The sequence below is a fragment of the Streptomyces sp. NPDC027189 genome (genome assembly GCF_055566975.1).
In genome coordinates this window covers 177,746-193,811 of the sequence record NZ_JBVHRI010000014.1, presented here as the reverse complement: position 1 = coordinate 193,811, position 16,066 = coordinate 177,746, and the positions used below count along the sequence as shown (strand labels likewise).

11 protein-coding genes are annotated in these 16,066 nt (G+C 71.2%); 5 read left to right on the top strand and 6 right to left on the bottom strand.

Going from position 1 to position 16,066, the window contains the following annotated elements:
* Positions 1–162 precede the first annotated feature (162 nt).
* Positions 163–1,605 carry a DNA-3-methyladenine glycosylase 2 family protein gene (locus ACZ4RZ_RS30050; protein WP_467749259.1) on the top strand — a complete coding sequence of 481 codons (1,443 nt, stop codon included), beginning with the start codon at positions 163–165 and terminating at the stop codon, positions 1,603–1,605.
* Here ACZ4RZ_RS30050 and ACZ4RZ_RS30045 read toward each other — a convergent pair.
* Positions 1,602–2,342 (bottom strand): Type 1 glutamine amidotransferase-like domain-containing protein, encoded by a 741-nt coding sequence (locus ACZ4RZ_RS30045; RefSeq protein ID WP_467749258.1) that lies wholly within the window; start codon positions 2,340–2,342, stop codon positions 1,602–1,604. The two genes, ACZ4RZ_RS30050 and ACZ4RZ_RS30045, sit on opposite strands and share 4 nt — an antisense overlap.
* 218 nt (positions 2,343–2,560) lie before the next feature.
* Positions 2,561–2,929: a PPOX class F420-dependent oxidoreductase gene (locus ACZ4RZ_RS30040; RefSeq protein ID WP_467749256.1), complete on the bottom strand. Its 369-nt coding sequence runs from the start codon at positions 2,927–2,929 to the stop codon at positions 2,561–2,563.
* A gap of 140 nt (positions 2,930–3,069) precedes the next feature.
* Between ACZ4RZ_RS30040 and ACZ4RZ_RS30035 the strand changes: the two genes are divergently transcribed.
* Positions 3,070–4,305 (top strand): SGNH/GDSL hydrolase family protein, encoded by a 1,236-nt coding sequence (locus ACZ4RZ_RS30035; RefSeq protein WP_467749254.1) that lies wholly within the window; start codon positions 3,070–3,072, stop codon positions 4,303–4,305.
* A 16-nt stretch (positions 4,306–4,321) separates the two neighbouring features.
* Here ACZ4RZ_RS30035 and ACZ4RZ_RS30030 read toward each other — a convergent pair whose 3' ends face one another.
* The 3 genes from ACZ4RZ_RS30030 to ACZ4RZ_RS30020 all read right to left on the bottom strand — a co-directional run bounded on the left by ACZ4RZ_RS30030 (position 4,322) and on the right by ACZ4RZ_RS30020 (position 8,370).
* A complete protein-coding gene (locus ACZ4RZ_RS30030; RefSeq protein WP_467749252.1) occupies positions 4,322–6,634 on the bottom strand; it encodes a glycosyl hydrolase family 95 catalytic domain-containing protein in 2,313 nt (770 codons plus the stop codon).
* A gap of 177 nt (positions 6,635–6,811) precedes the next feature.
* On the bottom strand, positions 6,812–7,294 hold the full coding sequence (locus ACZ4RZ_RS30025; RefSeq protein WP_467749251.1) for a DUF456 domain-containing protein: 483 nt from the start codon (positions 7,292–7,294) through the stop codon (positions 6,812–6,814).
* Positions 7,295–7,389: 95 nt separating this feature from the next.
* Positions 7,390–8,370 (bottom strand): winged helix-turn-helix transcriptional regulator, encoded by a 981-nt coding sequence (locus ACZ4RZ_RS30020; RefSeq protein WP_467749249.1) that lies wholly within the window; start codon positions 8,368–8,370, stop codon positions 7,390–7,392.
* Positions 8,371–8,615: 245 nt separating this feature from the next.
* Here ACZ4RZ_RS30020 and ACZ4RZ_RS30015 point away from each other — a divergent pair, with 245 nt between their 5' ends.
* From ACZ4RZ_RS30015 to ACZ4RZ_RS30005, 3 genes are all read left to right on the top strand, one after another.
* Positions 8,616–8,792, top strand: a complete 177-nt coding sequence (locus ACZ4RZ_RS30015; RefSeq protein ID WP_467749247.1) for a hypothetical protein — start codon at positions 8,616–8,618, stop codon at positions 8,790–8,792.
* Positions 8,793–9,342: 550 nt separating this feature from the next.
* On the top strand, positions 9,343–11,094 hold the full coding sequence (locus tag ACZ4RZ_RS30010) for a PP2C family serine/threonine-protein phosphatase (protein ID WP_467749414.1): 1,752 nt from the start codon (positions 9,343–9,345) through the stop codon (positions 11,092–11,094).
* 136 nt (positions 11,095–11,230) lie between these two features.
* Positions 11,231–12,973: a pyruvate dehydrogenase gene (locus ACZ4RZ_RS30005; RefSeq protein ID WP_467749245.1), complete on the top strand. Its 1,743-nt coding sequence runs from the start codon at positions 11,231–11,233 to the stop codon at positions 12,971–12,973.
* 43 nt (positions 12,974–13,016) lie between these two features.
* Here the strand turns inward: ACZ4RZ_RS30005 and ACZ4RZ_RS30000 are convergent, their stop codons facing one another.
* Positions 13,017–16,037, bottom strand: a complete 3,021-nt coding sequence (locus ACZ4RZ_RS30000; protein WP_467749243.1) for an alpha-mannosidase — start codon at positions 16,035–16,037, stop codon at positions 13,017–13,019.
* Positions 16,038–16,066 lie beyond the last annotated feature (29 nt).

The following is a 16,066-nucleotide window of genomic DNA, read 5'->3' as shown; positions in this document are numbered from 1 at the left end:
CTTCTTGGTGTTTGGGGTCTCCCCCCCAACCCCCCCTGGGATGGTCTCCCGCCCCCCTCCCCCTTTTGCGGGGTGGGGGGCCCCCCCGCGACCTGCCCTCACGGGTAACGCCATGTCCGATTTCCGCCAGCCCCGTCGCCGGAGGCACCGCACACTGGAAGGGTGATCGACGAAGACGCCAGGTATGAGGACACCAGGTACGAGGCGGTGCGGAGTCGGGATGCCCGGTTCGACGGGGAGTTCTTCTTCGCTGTCGAGACCACGGGCATCTATTGCCGGCCCAGCTGCCCCGCGGTGACGCCGAAGCGGCGGAATGTGCGGTTCTACGCGACGGCCGCCGCCGCGCAGAGCTCGGGGTTTCGGGCGTGCCGCAGGTGTCGGCCGGACGCAGTGCCGGGGTCCGCGGAGTGGAACGTACGGGCCGACGTGGTCGGGCGGGCCATGCGCCTGATCGGAGACGGGGTGGTCGACCGCGAGGGTGTCGGAGGGCTTGCGGTGCGCCTCGGGTACAGCGCCCGCCAGGTGCAGCGCCAGCTCACCGCGGAGGTCGGTGCGGGCCCCGTCGCACTGGCCCGCGCCCAGCGCGCCCACACGGCGCGGGTACTGGTCCAGACCACCGATCTCCCGATCACGCAGATCGCGTTCGCGGCCGGGTTCGCCAGCGTGCGGCAGTTCAACGACACGATCCGCGCGGTGTATGCGTCGACGCCGAGCGAGCTGCGCGCCGCGGCCCCGCGCACCGGCTCCGCCGCCCGGCATGCGGCCACCCCCACCGCCGGGATCCCGCTCCGCCTTGCCCACCGGGGGCCGTACCAGTCCACCGCCGTCTTCGACCTCCTCGCCGGCGAGGCGATCGCCGGGATCGAGGACATCAGCGGCAGCCGCGGCCGCCGCACGTACCGGCGTACACTCCGGCTCCCGTACGGCACGGGAATCGTCGCGGTCGACGAGCGGCCGGGCGGGAGTCAGGGCCGCGGTGTTCCCAGCGACGGCGCCCACCCCGGCGGCTGGCTCGACGCCCGTCTCCACCTCACCGATCTCCGTGATCTCACCACCGCCGTCCAGCGGCTGCGCAGGCTGTTCGACCTCGATGCAGATCCGTATGCCGTCGACGAGCGGCTGGGAGGCGACGCGCGGCTCGGGCCACTGGTCGCCGCGCGTCCCGGCCTGCGTTCGCCGGGCGCCGCCGACCCCGAGGAGCTGGCGGTGCGCGCGCTGGTGGGGAAGGCGGAGGCCGAGCGGCTGGTCGGGCGGTACGGCAAGGCGCTGGACGCTCCGTGCGGCACGCTCACTCATGTGTTCCCGGAACCGGCCGTCCTCGCGGAGGCCGAGCCGGACGGCACCCTCGGTGCCCTGACCGCCGCTCTCGCCGACGGCACCCTGCGGCTGGACGCGGGCGCCGACCGCGACGACGCGCGGGAGGCGCTGCTCGCGCTGCCGGGTCTGGACGAACAGACCGTCGCCGTCATCCGTACCCGTGCCCTCGGCGATCCCGACGTGGCCCCGCCCGACGAGGATGTTCCGGATGCCTGGCGACCTTGGCGTTCCTACGCCGTGCAACACCTCTGGGTCGAAGCCGAGTTGGCTCGGAACAGCGTGAACTAGCCCTGCGGCGACGGCAGCAGCCGTGGCTCGATCCGCTCCTCGACCGCCGTGTCGCCCTCGCGCCTGACCGCGTACGCGCCCTTGCCCGGTATCTCCGTGACCGCCTCGACGAGTTCGGTGCCCCGGTACACCAGCCCCACTCCGTCGTCCGTGCAGTGGGTGACGGGCAGTGTGCCGTCGGCGACCAGCCGGTGGACCAGCGGGCGGCGGCCCTGGTCGCTGTCGTAGTGGACGCCGTTGCCGTACGGCAGGTATCCGAGTCCGTTGGTGAGTGGGCGCAGTTCGGGCCCGAAGGAGTCCGTGGTGCCGCCCCGGAACCAGCAGATCGACCCGGCGCTCACCCCGCTGAGCACGACCCCGGCTTGCCACGCGCGCCGGAAGATCGCGTCGAGTCCGTGGACGCGCCATACGGCGAGCAGGTTGGCCGCCGAACCGCCCATGACCCACACGACGTCCTGTTCGAGCACCGATCCCTCGATGTCCTTGAGGTTCGGCATGGGAAAGAGGTGGAGCGGGGTCAGGTCGAAGCCCGCCACACGGGCCGCCTCGCTCATGCGCGTGGTGAAGTGCTCGGCGTCGCCGATCGCCGTCCCGACGTACATGACGCGCGGACGGCGCCCCTGGACCCCCGCCAGGTCCACGGCATGGTGGACGAGGGCGTCGAAGGTGACCCTGGTGCGGTCTCCGACGCGGTGACCACCCGAAGTGGCAAGGATGGTGGGTTCGGTGGCGGTCATGGCTCGCGACCTTACCAAGACCGCCGCGCCACGTGATCTTCAACGGGGCTGATCCGTCTCGATCTTGGACGGGTCCGATCCGTCGCGATCTTCGACCAGGCTGAACCGTCCGGTCTTCGGCGGGGCTGATCCGTCCGGTCTTCGGCGGACCTGGTCCGGCACGATCTCCAACAAGCGTCGCCCGGCGCGATCTTCAACGACCGCATCCACCAGGCCGCTCAGTCCTCGAGCCCCCAGCTGTGGATCCGCTTCGGGTGGATGCGGATCAGCTCCTCGCTGAAGTGAGGGCCCAACTCGTGTGGACCGGTGAGGAGTTCGGCCTCCCCTCGGATGTCGACGCCTCTGACCTTCCACGGCGAGAAGCTGACGATGTCGTCGACGACGAGGGCGACCTTCGGGTTCTTCTGCAGGTTGCGCCACTTCTTCGTGGCGCCCATCGAGTAGCCGCCGATCAGGATCGTCCCGTCCTCCTGCGGAAAGAAGCCGACGGGGTTCGCCTGCGGCTGCCCGTGGGGGTCGACGGTGGCCAGCCGTCCCAGCCGCTGCGTCTTGAGGTAAGCGCGCTCGGCCTCGCTGAATTCGGTCATGACAGCAGCCAAACACTCCCGCGCCGCGAACGCATCGGATGCTGGTCCTAGGTCCAGAGGAGTACGGGGACTTCGTACGGGTGCGTCCATTGGGGTGACAGTGCGTTGAGGGGGCCGACGGCCAGGGAAACCATGCCCCCATGACTCGCGCGATCAAGGCCCGGCACCTCCTGGCCGCCCTGGTGACCTCCCTGGTCCTCACCCCGCTGACCGCGCTCGCCGAGTCCGGGCCCGGCAGTGCCGCCCCCACGTCGAACCTGATCTGGACCGGCACCTGGGAAGCCGCCGCCTCCGGCACCGCCCCCGCGCTGCCCGGCGCCTCGATCCGCAACGTGGTGCACACCAGCGTCGGCGGCCGCGCCGCCCGCGTCCGCCTCTCCAACCGGCTCGGCACGGCACCGCTGCACCTCGACGCCGTGACCGTGGCGTTGCAGCGGCCGCGCGCGCCCAAAAGCCCGCGGGCCGTCCCCGGTTCGATGCGTAGGGTCACCTTCGCCGGCGCCGGATCGGTGACGATCCCCGCGGGCAGAGACCTGGTCAGCGACCCCGTCGCCCTCCAGGTCCCCGCCGACGCCAACCTCCTGATCTCGCTCCACACCCCCGTCGACTCGGGCCCGGCGACCTATCACCGCTCCGCTCTCCAGGCCAACTTCCTTGCCCGCAAGGGCAATCGCACCGCCGACGAGAGCGGCACCGCGTACACCGTCACCCTGGGGAACTGGTACTACGTGACCGGTGTGGACGTGCTCGGCTCGGCCGTCGTGGGCAGCGTGGTCACGCTCGGCGACTCCCTCACCGACGGCACCGGCTCGACGTTCAGCGCCAACCACCGCTGGCCCGACCGGCTCGCCGACCGTCTGCGCGGCCTCCCGCCGTACCGCCGCCTCGGCGTCCTGAACGCCGGGATCGCCGGAAACCGCGTCCTGCTCGACGGCCGCGGCCCCAGCGCCCTGTCCCGCCTGGACGCCGATGTGTTCTCCCGCACCGGCGTGCGCGCGGTGATCGTGATGGAGGGCATCAACGACATCAAGGGCACCCCCGAGCAGACGGATCCCGGCGCCATCGAGGACGCGTACCGCCGCATCGTGCGCCACGCCCACGCCCGCGGCATCCGCGTCATCGGCGCCACGCTCACCCCGTACGGCGGCCACGCCGCGTACACCGGGGCCCGCGAAGCCGTACGGCAGTCGGTCAACGCCGTCATCCGCACGCGCGGCCTCTTCGACGCGGTCGCGGACTTCGACGCCACCGTCCGCGACCCGTCCCACCCGAACCGCATCCTCCCCGCCTACGACCCAGGCGACCACCTCCACTTCAACGACGCGGGCATGAAGGCAATGGCCGACAAGATCGACCTGGCGACCCTCGCTCCCTAGGCATTTCCAGGAATCCTCAAACAGGCAGTCCCCACTTGGGCGCCGTTTCGTTCGGCTCGACCGGTGCGATCGTCAGGTCCGGCCGGTCCCCCTTCGCCGTGATCAGTGCCGACTCGCCCTTCCGCAGGGCGATTCGGATCGCGCCGTCGCCCGCGTCGGAGTACCGCAGGGCTCGCCCGCGTGCGTCCCGCACCTCGACAGGGCCCGCGATGCCATGCCGTACGACGCAGGGGGCACCGGCCTCGCTGACCAGCCGGACCCAGCGGGTCGCCCCGCCCTCGCGCACCGCCGAGAGCAGAAAGGCGCCCTGCGTACGGAAGTTGTGGACCGTCAGGTCCGACCAGGCGGCGGGCAGTGCGGGGAAGACGCGGATGACGCCGCCCCAGGACTGGCAGACCATGTCGTGCAGGGACTGGGCGGCCGAGAGGGGGGTCTCGATGACCGGGCCCGACTCCTTGTACATGGTGTTGGCCTGGATGAAGCGGGTCATCAGTTCACCCAGGTACCGGAGCGCGTCCTCGCCCTTGCCGAGCAGGGCGGACATCGAGGCCGCGCCGGTGAAGGTGTAGCCCTGAAGCGCGCCCTCGAAGCCGACCCAGTGCGCCAGCGACTTCTCGATCAGGGCCCGTTCGTCGGGTGTGCGGCCGGTCAGCTCGTACAGCGGGTACACCGCGAGCAGATGCGAGTAGTGGCGGTGCGACTTCGCGAAGGGGATGTCCGCGCCGATCATGAACCCGTTGGCGTCGGTGGGGTACGCCACCCGCTTGGCCAGCACCTCGCGCCAGCGTGGCGCCAACTCGTCGTCGATGCCGAGGAGTTCGGCCGATTCCAGCAAGGTCCGGCAACCCCAGGTCAGCAGCATCAAGTCGTAGTTGCAGTCGCGCGTGTTGCCGCCGTACTCGGGGGAGAAGGTGGCCGGAAGGTGCAGCTTGCCGTCCGCGCCCGGCTCCAGGAAGTGCAGGTAGTAGTTGATCGCCTTCCGCAGCAGAGGGAACAGGACGTCGCGGAGTATCGACTCGTCCATGGTGTGGCGGTAGCTAAGCCAGACATTGTGCAGGGCCCACGTGAGGTTGCCGACCTCGGGAGTGGGCGGATCCTGGCCGGGGATGCCGACTCCGTAGCCGGTGAGGGTGCCCGCCGCGCCGTTGACGAGGTGGGGGTCCGTGGTGCGCGGGATGCCCAGCGAGTCACCGCGGTACCGTTCCGCGACCTCCTTGGACAGGTTGTCCCGGTACTCGCTCAACGCCCTCGTCACCGCGTCGAGTTCGAGGTGGTTCGAGCCGTGGATCAGCCAGTACTCCAGCTGCACGTTCAGGTTCCACCAGGTGTTGGGCCAGGGCGTGGACTCCAGCCAGGGCCCGCTGGTGGCCATCACGGGCGCGTCCCGGCGGGCGGCGGACGCCGTCTTGTACAGCTGGATCCAGTAGAAGCGCTGGATACGCGCGTCCGGGAGGGAGAGGAAGCTCTTGCGGTAGTAGGCGTGCCACCAGGCGCGATGTGCTTGCGCCAGTTGGTCGTACGGCAACGCCGAAGCCCCGCGCACGGCCGCGAGTGCCTGGTCCAGTGCCGTGGACTTCGGGTACGAGTGCGCGACATGGACGTACAGCGTCCGCGTCGTGCCCCGAGTCCGCTCCCGCCACGCGGTCGCGTGCTGTCCGCCCGACAGCAGGGGCTGTACGGCGGCCTGGACGCCGTCGTGCTCGGCGACCTCGGCGGACGGGTTGCCCTGGTAGCCGTCCGGCAGCGGTTTGAAGGCGGCGCGCGGGCTGATCGCGTCCGCCGGATGGAACACCCACCGGAAGTCGCGCTCGCCCTCGCTCGGTGTCACCTCGACGGCGAGGACCGAGCGGGAGTTGTGCACCAGCGCGCGGAGCTTCAGCGTGCCCCGGTCCGTGGTGAGCGTCCCGGTCAGCTCGGCGTCGCGCAGCCGGAGCCGCCAGTCCAGGCCCGTGATGGTGCCGACCGGCTCCAGCGTGAAGTAGCCGATGGGCAGCCGGGCGAGCCCGAAGAGCGAGCCGAACTCGGGGCGGTGGTCCTGCACCTCGGAGTGCTGCACATTGAAGCGCACGGACGAAAAGGAATCGGCCTCCGGGCCCGGCTCGGCGTAGATCCCGGAGCCGAGGAAACCGTTGCCGAGGTACGGCCCCTCGTACCAGGTCTTCGGCATCCGCTGCCAGACGAGGTCGGCGTCGTCGAGGACGGTGCGCCAGGGGTCGGCGGCGCCCTCGGGGGCGGCTGCCCTCGCCTGCGCGGGCAGGCCTCCGGCGAGCAGCGTCCCGCCGAGGGCGGATCCGGTGGCGAGCACGGTACGTCTGGACGGGCTGGGCATCGCGTCTCCTGGCGGCTCATTCGGCTGACGGCTCATTCGGCAACGTACGCACGGCAATTCATCGGAGCTATCTCAGACCGAAACGTAGAGATGGTGCGGTGAGCCGTCAATGGCTGAGGAGAGATCCGATGTGTAGGTGTGTACATGAATGGCGGCCGTGTGCCTGGACAGCAATCCTCAGCCCCAGATCACCGCCGCCAACCACGCCCCCATGATCAGCAGGCAGGCGAACAGCTCCGTCAGCACACTCCACCCGCCCGACCGCATCGCGGTCCGCACCGCCGCCCGGGCCTGCCCCTGTCCGCCCAGCCGCAGCCGCTCGGAGAGATAGATCCCGCCGATGAAGCCGGGTACCGCGCCGACCACCGGGAGCAGAAAGAAGCCGAGCAGCGCCCCTGTCCCGGCGAACGCCGCCATCCGGGTGGTGGCCCCGCTCGCGCGCAGCCGCCGTGGCGGCAGCACCCAGCGGACCGCCTGGGCCAGCAGCAGGACCACGGTCGCGCCCACGAGCACGGCCCAGGAGAGCGCCCGTGGGTCGGTCAATGCCCACCACAGGACCGCGGCCCAGACGAGCCACGCCCCCGGCACACCGGGCACCAGTACTCCGGCAAGGCCGAGCAGGATCACCACGCCGACCAGCAGGAGTTCCCACACTCCCATCTGCCCAGAGTGACTGAGCGGGCCTGCGACCGCAGGTCAGTCCCGCGCCAACCGGCCGCGCCGGTGCAGTGCCGCGTCCTTCGGTCGCGCTGGTCTCAGTCCCGCGCCACCCAGCCGCGCTCGTACGCGTGCCAGCCCAGCTGGAGTCGTGTCGTCACGCCCGTCAGCTCCATCAGCCGCTTCACCCGGCGCTGCACGGTCCTCAGGCCCAGATCGAGCTGCTTGGCGACGCTCGCGTCAGTCAGCCCGGCCAGCAGCAGCGACAGGATCTCCAGGTCGGTGCTGTCGGGGCCGTCCGGCTCCTGCTCGCGGACACCTCTGCTGCCGAGCCGCAGCGGCAGCGCGTCCCGCCACACCGACTCGAAGAGGCCCGACAACAGCTCAAGGAGTCCGCTCGCGTGCACCACGAGCGCCGCGGGCTCCGCGGTGTGCGAGGTGAGCGGGACCATCGCGAGCGTCCGGTCGGCGATCACCAGCTTGGTCGGCACCTTGTCCACGACCCGCACCTGCTCGTCACGGCTGAGCGCGGCGGACAGCTCGGTGATGCCGGTGGGCTGGTCGAGGACGGCCCGTTCGAGCACTACGCGATAGCCGACGCCCCGGCCCGCGGCCTGTTCCTCCGCGTCGTTGTCCATCCCGGAGACCACGACCGGATTCCCGGTGACCAGGGCGCACACCTCTTCGGCGGCGCCGAGCTGGAGCTGCAGGAACCGCTGTGAGACCGCCGCCGCCCCGATCACCACCTCCACCAGGTCGTGCACCGCCGGTTCGGCGGCCGCCGCCCGGTACTCCTCCGCGAGCATCGCGGCCGCCAGCTCCGCCTTCTCCAGCTCGTGCCGCTGCTGGGTGAGCAGCGCGCCGAGGGCGACCCCGGGCGGCGCCGCGACCCAGCGTCCGGGCCGGGCCGACGACTGGGCGGCGAGACCGTGCCGCTCCAGCCGGCGCAGGGCGCGTTCGGTGTCGTACTCGCCGAGCGTGAGCCGCCGCGCGAGATCGGGCACGTCGGCGGCGCCCACGGACACCAGCGCCCGGTACGCCGACTCGTGCGTCTCGTCCAGACCTATCGCTCCCAGCATGCGGCGACGTCCCTCCCCAAGGATCCGTTCGTGCCGGTCGGCGGGTGTCCGTGGCGGGAAACAGCCACGGCGCAAACCCGCCTGGGCACATCATCCCCGCACCACCCGCCTCTCTGCCAAGCTCGCGCCACCGCAGCACCAACCACCGCCCGCAATGCCCTGCTTGAGCCTGTTCGGCCTGCGCGGACGCGGGTGGAACGACCTTGGGGAGTGGGACTTTGGGGAGAGCGATATCGCGTACGGCCATGGGCGCGTCCACCGCCGCCGTCCTCGTCGTCACGACAGCCGTGCCCACAGCGGCGGCACAGCTGCCGAGACCGTTGACGGGTACCGGGGCCACCGCCTCGGGCGCCGTCGTCACCCTCGTCACCGGAGACCGTGTCCTGGTGACGAAGGACGGGGGCCACCGCCCTGCCCGGTGAGGACGGCACCACTCCCTTCACACAGACCCGGCAGTCCGGCAAGGACCTGTACGTGTATCCCGAGGGCACCGTCGCGGCCATCGCCGCGGGCCGTGTCGACGAGGAACTCTTCAACGTCACCGGTCTGGTCCGGCAGGGCTACGACGACGCGCACAGCGCGACGCTGCCGCTCATCGCGACGTACGACACGCCCGGTGCGCTCACCACGGTGCGGCTGCCGTACTCCTGCGACGGTGGCGAGACCTGGACCGCCACGGAGACCGCCCTTCGGGACGGCAAGTGGACCGCCACGGTCAATCACAGCGGAGCCTCAGGCAGGCAGGTCACACTCAGGGCCGAACTGACCGACGCGAACGGCAACTCGGTCACCCAGACCGTGACCCGGGCCTACGACGTGCGCCAGTCCGGTCACCCAGGTGCCGCCGGGCGGTCCTCCCGTGGGGGGTGGGACCGCCCGGCGGTTGCGTATCACTGTGCGGCGTCCAACCCTCTGGCCGGTTTTTCCGGATGCCCCGTTTTCATCCGGCTCCCGCGGTGGACAATTAGGGGCATGAGCCAGCAGGGGGAGAAGCCCACCGGTCATGAGGACGACTGGTGGGGGCAGTTGTACGACGACTCCACCGAGGACACGGGGCCCGCGGCCGCGGCTGATTCTCTGGACGATCGGTTCGAGTCGGCCGCGGGGACGGTGGGGCTGGGGCCCGCCGAGGAGCCGGGGGCCGCCGTCCGGCAACCGGACACGCCCGCGCTCGACGTGCCGCAGCAGCCGGAGCGACCTCCCGCGATGCCGGGCTCGTCCCCCGTCGAGCCGAAACAGCCACCCGCGATACCGGAGCAGCGCGACGCCGCTTCCGCGTCCGGGGCCTGGCCCGGTGCGACGCCGCGGGGGGCGGGGCGGACACCTGAGGGAAGTGCACCCGCCGGGCGTGCGCCTGACGGGCGTGCGCCGCAGGCCGGCCGGTGGGAGCGCGGTGACATCCCCGGGCCGAGTCCCGAACCCGGCCCGCTCCAGCGCAGTGGCCTCGCCCGGCAACCCGCCCCCTGGGAGCCCCCGGCCGCCGAACCACCGGCTCCCGCGACCTTCCCGCCCGGGCCGCCACCGCCCGGGTTCCCCACGCAGGAGCCCGCGAGCCGTACGTCCACGGAGTCGCCCGGCAGTGCGGTGCCCGCGTCGAGGGCACCCGTGGACGCGCCACCGGTCCCCACGTCACCGCCTGCCGTGTCTCCGGGCGACACCTTGCCGATCACCCCGTCCGACGTCCGGCCCCCGCAGCCCGCCTCCGCCCCCGAGGACGCCCCGCTCGGAGAACCCGCCCTCTCCGTCCCCCATCAGCCGCCCGCTGTCGACTACGTGGGCTCGGGCCCGCCCACCTACGACGCCGAACCGACCGCGCTTCCGCCCGCCGACCCGGACGACCTCGACGATTTGGTCGCCGACACGGTGCTGGACGGGGCGCGCTACGGGACGAGCACGCTGCGGGCCGTGTCCGTGCGCGGGGACTCCGCTCGCTACCGGGGCGAGCCGCGCCGGGACTCGCTGCTCACCGCCCGGTTCGGGACGGGGGAGCAGGCGCTGGTGCTCGTCGCGATGGCCACCGGCGCGCGGGCCACGCCGGACGCGCACCGCGCGGCCGCCGAGGCGTGCCAGTGGATCGGGCGCGCCGTGGGCCGCAGCCACGCACGGCTGGCCCAGGACATCCGGGCCGCCCGGCGCGGCGACCTGAAGTCGGGACTGCACCGGCTCACCGACCGCAGCCTGGGCAAACTGCGCGCGAGCGCGGCCGAGCAGGGCATCGAACCCGAGGAGTACACCGCCGGCCTGCGCTGCCTGCTGCTGCCGGCCGATCCGGGGTGCCGTACACGCGTCTTCTTCGGCGTCGGCGCGGGCGGCCTGTTCCGGTTGCGGGACGGCGAATGGCAGGACATCGAGCCACGGGTCGCGGAGGCCACCGGCGAGGCGGTGGTCGGCTTCGGATCGCTGCCCCACGAGACCCCCGAGGGCGACCGGCTCACCATGGACCTGGGCATCACCACGCCCCCGAGCCCGTACGAACCCGCCCCCGCACCGCCGCGCGACCCCTTCCGCTTCCGCGCCTCCGTCGCGCGCCCGGGTGACACGCTCCTGCTCTGCACCGGCGGCCTGGCCGAGCCGCTGCGCGGCGAACCCGAACTGGCCGAACACCTGACGGAGCGGTGGTCGGCGGCGGAACCGCCCGGCCTCGCCGCGTTTCTCGCGGACACCTCGGTGAGGGTCAAGGGGTATGCCGACGATCGCACGGCCGCGGCCGTTTGGGAGGCGTAACCGCGCGCCCTGTGAATTCATGGACCCAAGGGATGGACCAAGGGGGTCCGGGGGACCCGAAAGGCCCGAGATCCGGGGGACCCGAAAGACCCACGGGATCCAGCGGATCCAAGGATCGCGAAGAGGTGCGTGAAGCATGGCCAAGCAGAACGTCGCCGAACAGTTCGTCGACATCCTCGCCCGCGCGGGCGTCAAGCGGCTGTACGGAGTCGTCGGCGACAGCCTTAACCCTGTCGTCGACGCCATTCGGCGCAATTCGGCCATCGACTGGATCCATGTCCGGCACGAGGAGACCGCCGCCTTCGCCGCCGGCGCGGAGGCGCAGATCACCGGCAAGCTCACCGCCTGCGCCGGCTCCTGCGGCCCCGGCAACCTCCACCTCATCAACGGCCTGTACGACGCCCACCGCTCCATGGCCCCGGTCCTCGCCCTCGCCTCACAGATCCCGTCCAGTGAGATCGGCCTCGGCTACTTCCAGGAGACCCACCCCGACCAGCTCTTCCGCGAGTGCAGCCACTACAGCGAGCTGATCTCCAACCCGAAGCAGATGCCGAGGTTGCTGCAGACCGCGATCCAGCACGCGGTGGGCCAGTCCGGCGTCAGCGTGGTCTCCCTCCCAGGCGACATCGCGGCCGAGCCCGCCCCGGACAAGCCCCTGGAGACCGCCCTCGTCACCGCCCGGCCCACGGTCCGCCCCGGCGACACCGAGATCGACAAGCTCGTGGCGCTGATCGACGAGGCCGACAAGGTCACGCTCTTCTGCGGCAGCGGCACGGCGGGCGCGCACGCCGAGGTCATGGAGTTCGCCGGGAAGATCAAGTCCCCGGTCGGACACGCGCTGCGGGGCAAGGAGTGGATCCAGTACGACAACCCCTTCGACGTCGGCATGAGCGGACTGCTCGGCTACGGCGCCGCCTACGAGGCCACCCACGAGTGCGACCTCCTCATCCTGCTCGGCACCGACTTCCCGTACAACGCCTTCCTCCCCGACGACGTCAAGATCGCCCAAGTCGACGTCCGTCCCGAGCACTTGGGCCGCCGTTCGAAGCTGGACCTCGCGGTCTGGGGCGATGTGAAGGAGACCCTGCGCTGTCTCACCCCGCGCGTGAAGCCCAAGGAGAACCGCCGCTTCCTCGACAAGATGCTGAAGAAGCACGCCGACGCGCTCGAAGGTGTCATCAAGGCGTACACGAGGAAGGTCGAGAAGCACGTCCCGATCCACCCCGAATACGTAGCCTCCGTGCTCGACGAACTCGCCGCCGAGGACGCGGTGTTCACGGTCGACACCGGAATGTGCAATGTCTGGGCGGCCCGCTACATCTCGCCCAACGGCCGCCGCCGCGTCATCGGTTCGTTCTCGCACGGCTCCATGGCGAACGCGCTGCCGATGGCCATCGGCGCCCAGTTCACCGACCGGAACCGGCAGGTCGTCTCAATGTCCGGCGACGGCGGATTCTCCATGCTGATGGGCGACTTCCTCACCCTCGTCCAGCACGACCTGCCGGTGAAGGTCGTCCTCTTCAACAACTCCTCCCTGAGCATGGTCGAGTTGGAGATGCTGGTGGCCGGCCTGCCCTCGTACGGCACCACGAACAAGAACCCCGACTTCGCGGCCGTCGCCCGCGCCTGCGGTGCGTACGGTGTCCGGGTCGAGAAGCCCAAGCAACTTGAAGGCGCCCTGAAGGACGCCTTCAAGCACAAGGGCCCGGCCCTCGTCGACATCGTCACCGACCCCAACGCACTGTCCATCCCGCCCAAGATCAGCGCGGAGATGGTGACGGGGTTCGCGCTGTCGGCATCGAAGATCGTGCTGGACGGGGGAGTGGGCCGCATGGTGCAGATGGCCCGCTCGAACCTGCGGAACGTGCCGCGGCCCTAGGTGTTCTGCCCGACGGATCAGGTCGGAGGGGAGCTGCGGTGCCTCATGAGCGCGGGTGAGCGGGTCGCAGCCGCAGCGTGAGGATCTGGAACGGCCGCAGCTCGAATTCCGACGGGGCTTCGTGCAGCGGCCGTTCCAGCAGGTCGGCCACCTCGACCCGGGCCACCGGGAAGCCCGTGCTCAGCGTGGCCCGCGCACGCCCGCCCCGGGACTCGTACAGCCGGACCACCACATCACCACCGCGGTCCTCGGCGAGCTTGACCGACTCGATGGTGACGGCCGGGTTGTCGACGCTCACCAGCGGTTCGAGCGACGGCGCCGCGGCCGGCCGCAGCGGCAGGTTCAGCGCGAGCCCCTCCGCGACGGCGTCCCCCACACCCGCGCCCGGCAACAGCGCGTACGTGAACCGGTGCGTGCCCAGATCCGTCTCCGGGTCCGGGCTGTGCGGGGCGCGCAGCAGCGTCAGCCGTACCGTCGTGCCCAGCCCGTGCTCATGCGGCGTGCGGGTCACGTCATGGCCGTACGTCGAGTCGTTGAGGACCGCCACGCCGTATCCGTCCTCCGCGACCCGCAGCCAGCGGTGCGCGCAGATCTCGAAACGGGCCGCGTCCCAGCCGGTGTTGGTGTGGGTGGGACGGTGCACATGTCCGAACTGGATCTCGGCGGCGGAGCGTTCGGCGTGCACGTCGAGCGGGATGGCGGCCTTGAGCACCTTCTCCGACTCCTGCCAGTCGATGTCCGTCACGATGTCCAGCCGGCGGCTCGCGGCCGTCAGCCGGATCTCCTGGGTGACGCGGGACGTGCCGAAGACGCGGACGACACGGACCGTCGCCCGCAGCGGCCCGCTCTCGACGAGCTCCACCGACTCGGCGCCCGTCAGGTCCGTGTGCTTGCGCCGGTAGTGCCGGTCGATGTCCCAGGCGTCCCACGCGTTGGGGTGGTCCGGATGCAGCTGGAGGAGGTTGCCGGGACCGCTGAGCACTTCGCGGTCGGCCACGCGGTCCCGGACGGAGGAGAGCAGCCCGTCGCGGTCGACCGTCACCCGCAGCCACTGGTTCTCCAACAGGATGGTGTCACCCGTCTGTTCGGCCCGGACGCCTTCCCCGACCACGGCCGATACGGCCGCACTCCCGAGTCCCGGCACCGTCACCAGCCCGTCCCCGACCACCTCCGTGCGCTCGTACGGCGAGGAGTTCAGCACCGCGGGCGAGCCCGGCCCCAGCGCCCGTACCGCCTCCGCCGTGATCTCCTCCAGCTCCGCGAGCACCCGCGCATAGCTCCCCCGCGCCTCGCGGTGCACCCACGCGATCGACGAGCCAGGCAGGATGTCGTGGAACTGGTGCAGCAGGACCGTCTTCCAGAGCCGGTCGAGGGCGTCGTAGGGGTAGACGTACGAGCGATCGCGTACGGCCGCCGCGGTGCACCACAACTCGGCCTCGCGCAGGGCGTGTTCCGATCTGCGGTTGCCCTGCTTCGTCTTCGCCTGAGTGGTGTACGTGGCCCGGTGCAGTTCCAGATACAGCTCGCCGGACCACACCGGCGCGTGGGCCCCGTACTCCTCCTCGGCGGCCGCGAAGAAGGCGGAAGGCTTCTCGATCTCGACGCGCGGCGAGCCCTCCAGGGACCGCAACCTCCGTGCCTTCTCCAGCATTTCGCGGGTCGGGCCGCCCCCGCCGTCGCCCCAGCCGAACGGGACGAGTGAGCGGGTGGCCCGCCCCTTTTCGGCGAAGTTCCGTTCCGCGTGGGCGAGTTCGCGGCCGTGGAACTGGGAGTTGTAGGTGTCCACGGGCGGGAAGTGGGTGAAGACGCGGGTGCCGTCGATGCCCTCCCACCAGAAGGTGTGGTGCGGCATTTTGTTGGACTGGTTCCAGCTCAGCTTCTGGGTGAGGAACCAGCGGACGCCCGCGAGCTTCGCCAGTTGGGGGAAGGCGGCCGTGTAGCCGAAGGAGTCGGGCAGCCAGATCTCCTCGGTCTCGACACCCAGTTCCTGTGCGAAGAAGCGCTTGCCGTGGACGATCTGGCGGGCCAGCGCCTCACCGCCCGGCATGTTGGCGTCCGACTCGACCCACATCGAGCCCACCGGGGCCCAATTCCCTTCCTCCACCGCCTTCTTGATGCGCTCCCAGATGTGCGGCTGGTGCTCCTTGACCCAGGCGTACTGCTGCGCCTGCGAACAGGCGAAGACCAGCTCCGGGTAGTCCTGGGAGAGCGCGGTGACGTTGGCGAAGGTGCGCGAGGCCTTGCGGACCGTCTCGCGCAGCGGCCACAGCCACGCCGAGTCGATGTGGGCGTGCCCGGCCGCCGAGATCCGGTGCGCGCTGGCCGAGGCGGGCCGGGACAGCACGTCCGTCAGCTCGGCCCGGGCGGCGGCCGCCGTACCGGACACGTCGTGCAGGTCGAGTGCGTCCAGCATGTCCTCGAGCGCGCGCAGGATCTCGTGCCGCCGGTGCCGGTCCGCGGGCAGCTCGTGCATCAGCTCCGACAGCACTTCGATGTCGAGGACGAGCTGCCACACGTCCTTGTCGAGTACGGCGAGATCGGCAGCCGCGAATCGGTAGATGGGCCGATCGCCCGCGGTCAGCACGTCCCCGAGTGACGTCGGCTCGAAGCCGTGCAGCACGGCCGGGTTGGCCGCCGCCTCCAGCAGCAGATGCACCGCCTCGCCTCCCTGCGCGGGCGCAGCGACCGTGAGGTGCCGGTTGCGCGGGTGAATCCCCTTGAGCGGGACGCCGGCAGCGTCGTACAGGAGCCCCTCCGCCTGGAAACCGGGTCCGTCGCCCGTGAACCCGGGGTCGATCACCACCTCCACATGGCGGCCCACCCACTCCTCGGGCACCCGGCCCTCGATACGGAACCAACTCGTCGACCAGGGCTTTCCCCAGACCGTGCCGGTTGTGAACGGCTCGTACGCGGCCTGCAGCGCCTGGTCGACCGGCACCGGCTCACCGGGCACATGCCACACGGACAGCGCCAGCGGCACCCGGTCCGCGTACTGCGCCGGGCGCAGGAACTGTCGCAGCGCGCGCTCCAGGCGCCCCTCCACCAGCGAACGGTCGTCGTGCACGGCGGCTCCTCGGCGCTCGGACGGCTCTG

What these genes read in the sequence shown, in the direction of transcription:
- ACZ4RZ_RS30045 (WP_467749258.1), bottom strand. Translation starts at nt 2,342, where the DNA reads ATGACCGCCACCGAACCCACCATCCTTGCCACTTCGGGTGGTCACCGC.
- ACZ4RZ_RS30040 (WP_467749256.1), bottom strand. Translation starts at nt 2,929, where the DNA reads ATGACCGAATTCAGCGAGGCCGAGCGCGCTTACCTCAAGACGCAGCGG.
- ACZ4RZ_RS30035 (WP_467749254.1), top strand. Translation starts at nt 3,070, where the DNA reads ATGACTCGCGCGATCAAGGCCCGGCACCTCCTGGCCGCCCTGGTGACC.
- ACZ4RZ_RS30030 (WP_467749252.1), bottom strand. Translation starts at nt 6,634, where the DNA reads ATGCCCAGCCCGTCCAGACGTACCGTGCTCGCCACCGGATCCGCCCTC.
- ACZ4RZ_RS30025 (WP_467749251.1), bottom strand. Translation starts at nt 7,294, where the DNA reads ATGGGAGTGTGGGAACTCCTGCTGGTCGGCGTGGTGATCCTGCTCGGC.
- ACZ4RZ_RS30020 (WP_467749249.1), bottom strand. Translation starts at nt 8,370, where the DNA reads ATGCTGGGAGCGATAGGTCTGGACGAGACGCACGAGTCGGCGTACCGG.
- ACZ4RZ_RS30015 (WP_467749247.1), top strand. Translation starts at nt 8,616, where the DNA reads ATGGGCGCGTCCACCGCCGCCGTCCTCGTCGTCACGACAGCCGTGCCC.
- ACZ4RZ_RS30010 (WP_467749414.1), top strand. Translation starts at nt 9,343, where the DNA reads ATGAGCCAGCAGGGGGAGAAGCCCACCGGTCATGAGGACGACTGGTGG.
- ACZ4RZ_RS30005 (WP_467749245.1), top strand. Translation starts at nt 11,231, where the DNA reads ATGGCCAAGCAGAACGTCGCCGAACAGTTCGTCGACATCCTCGCCCGC.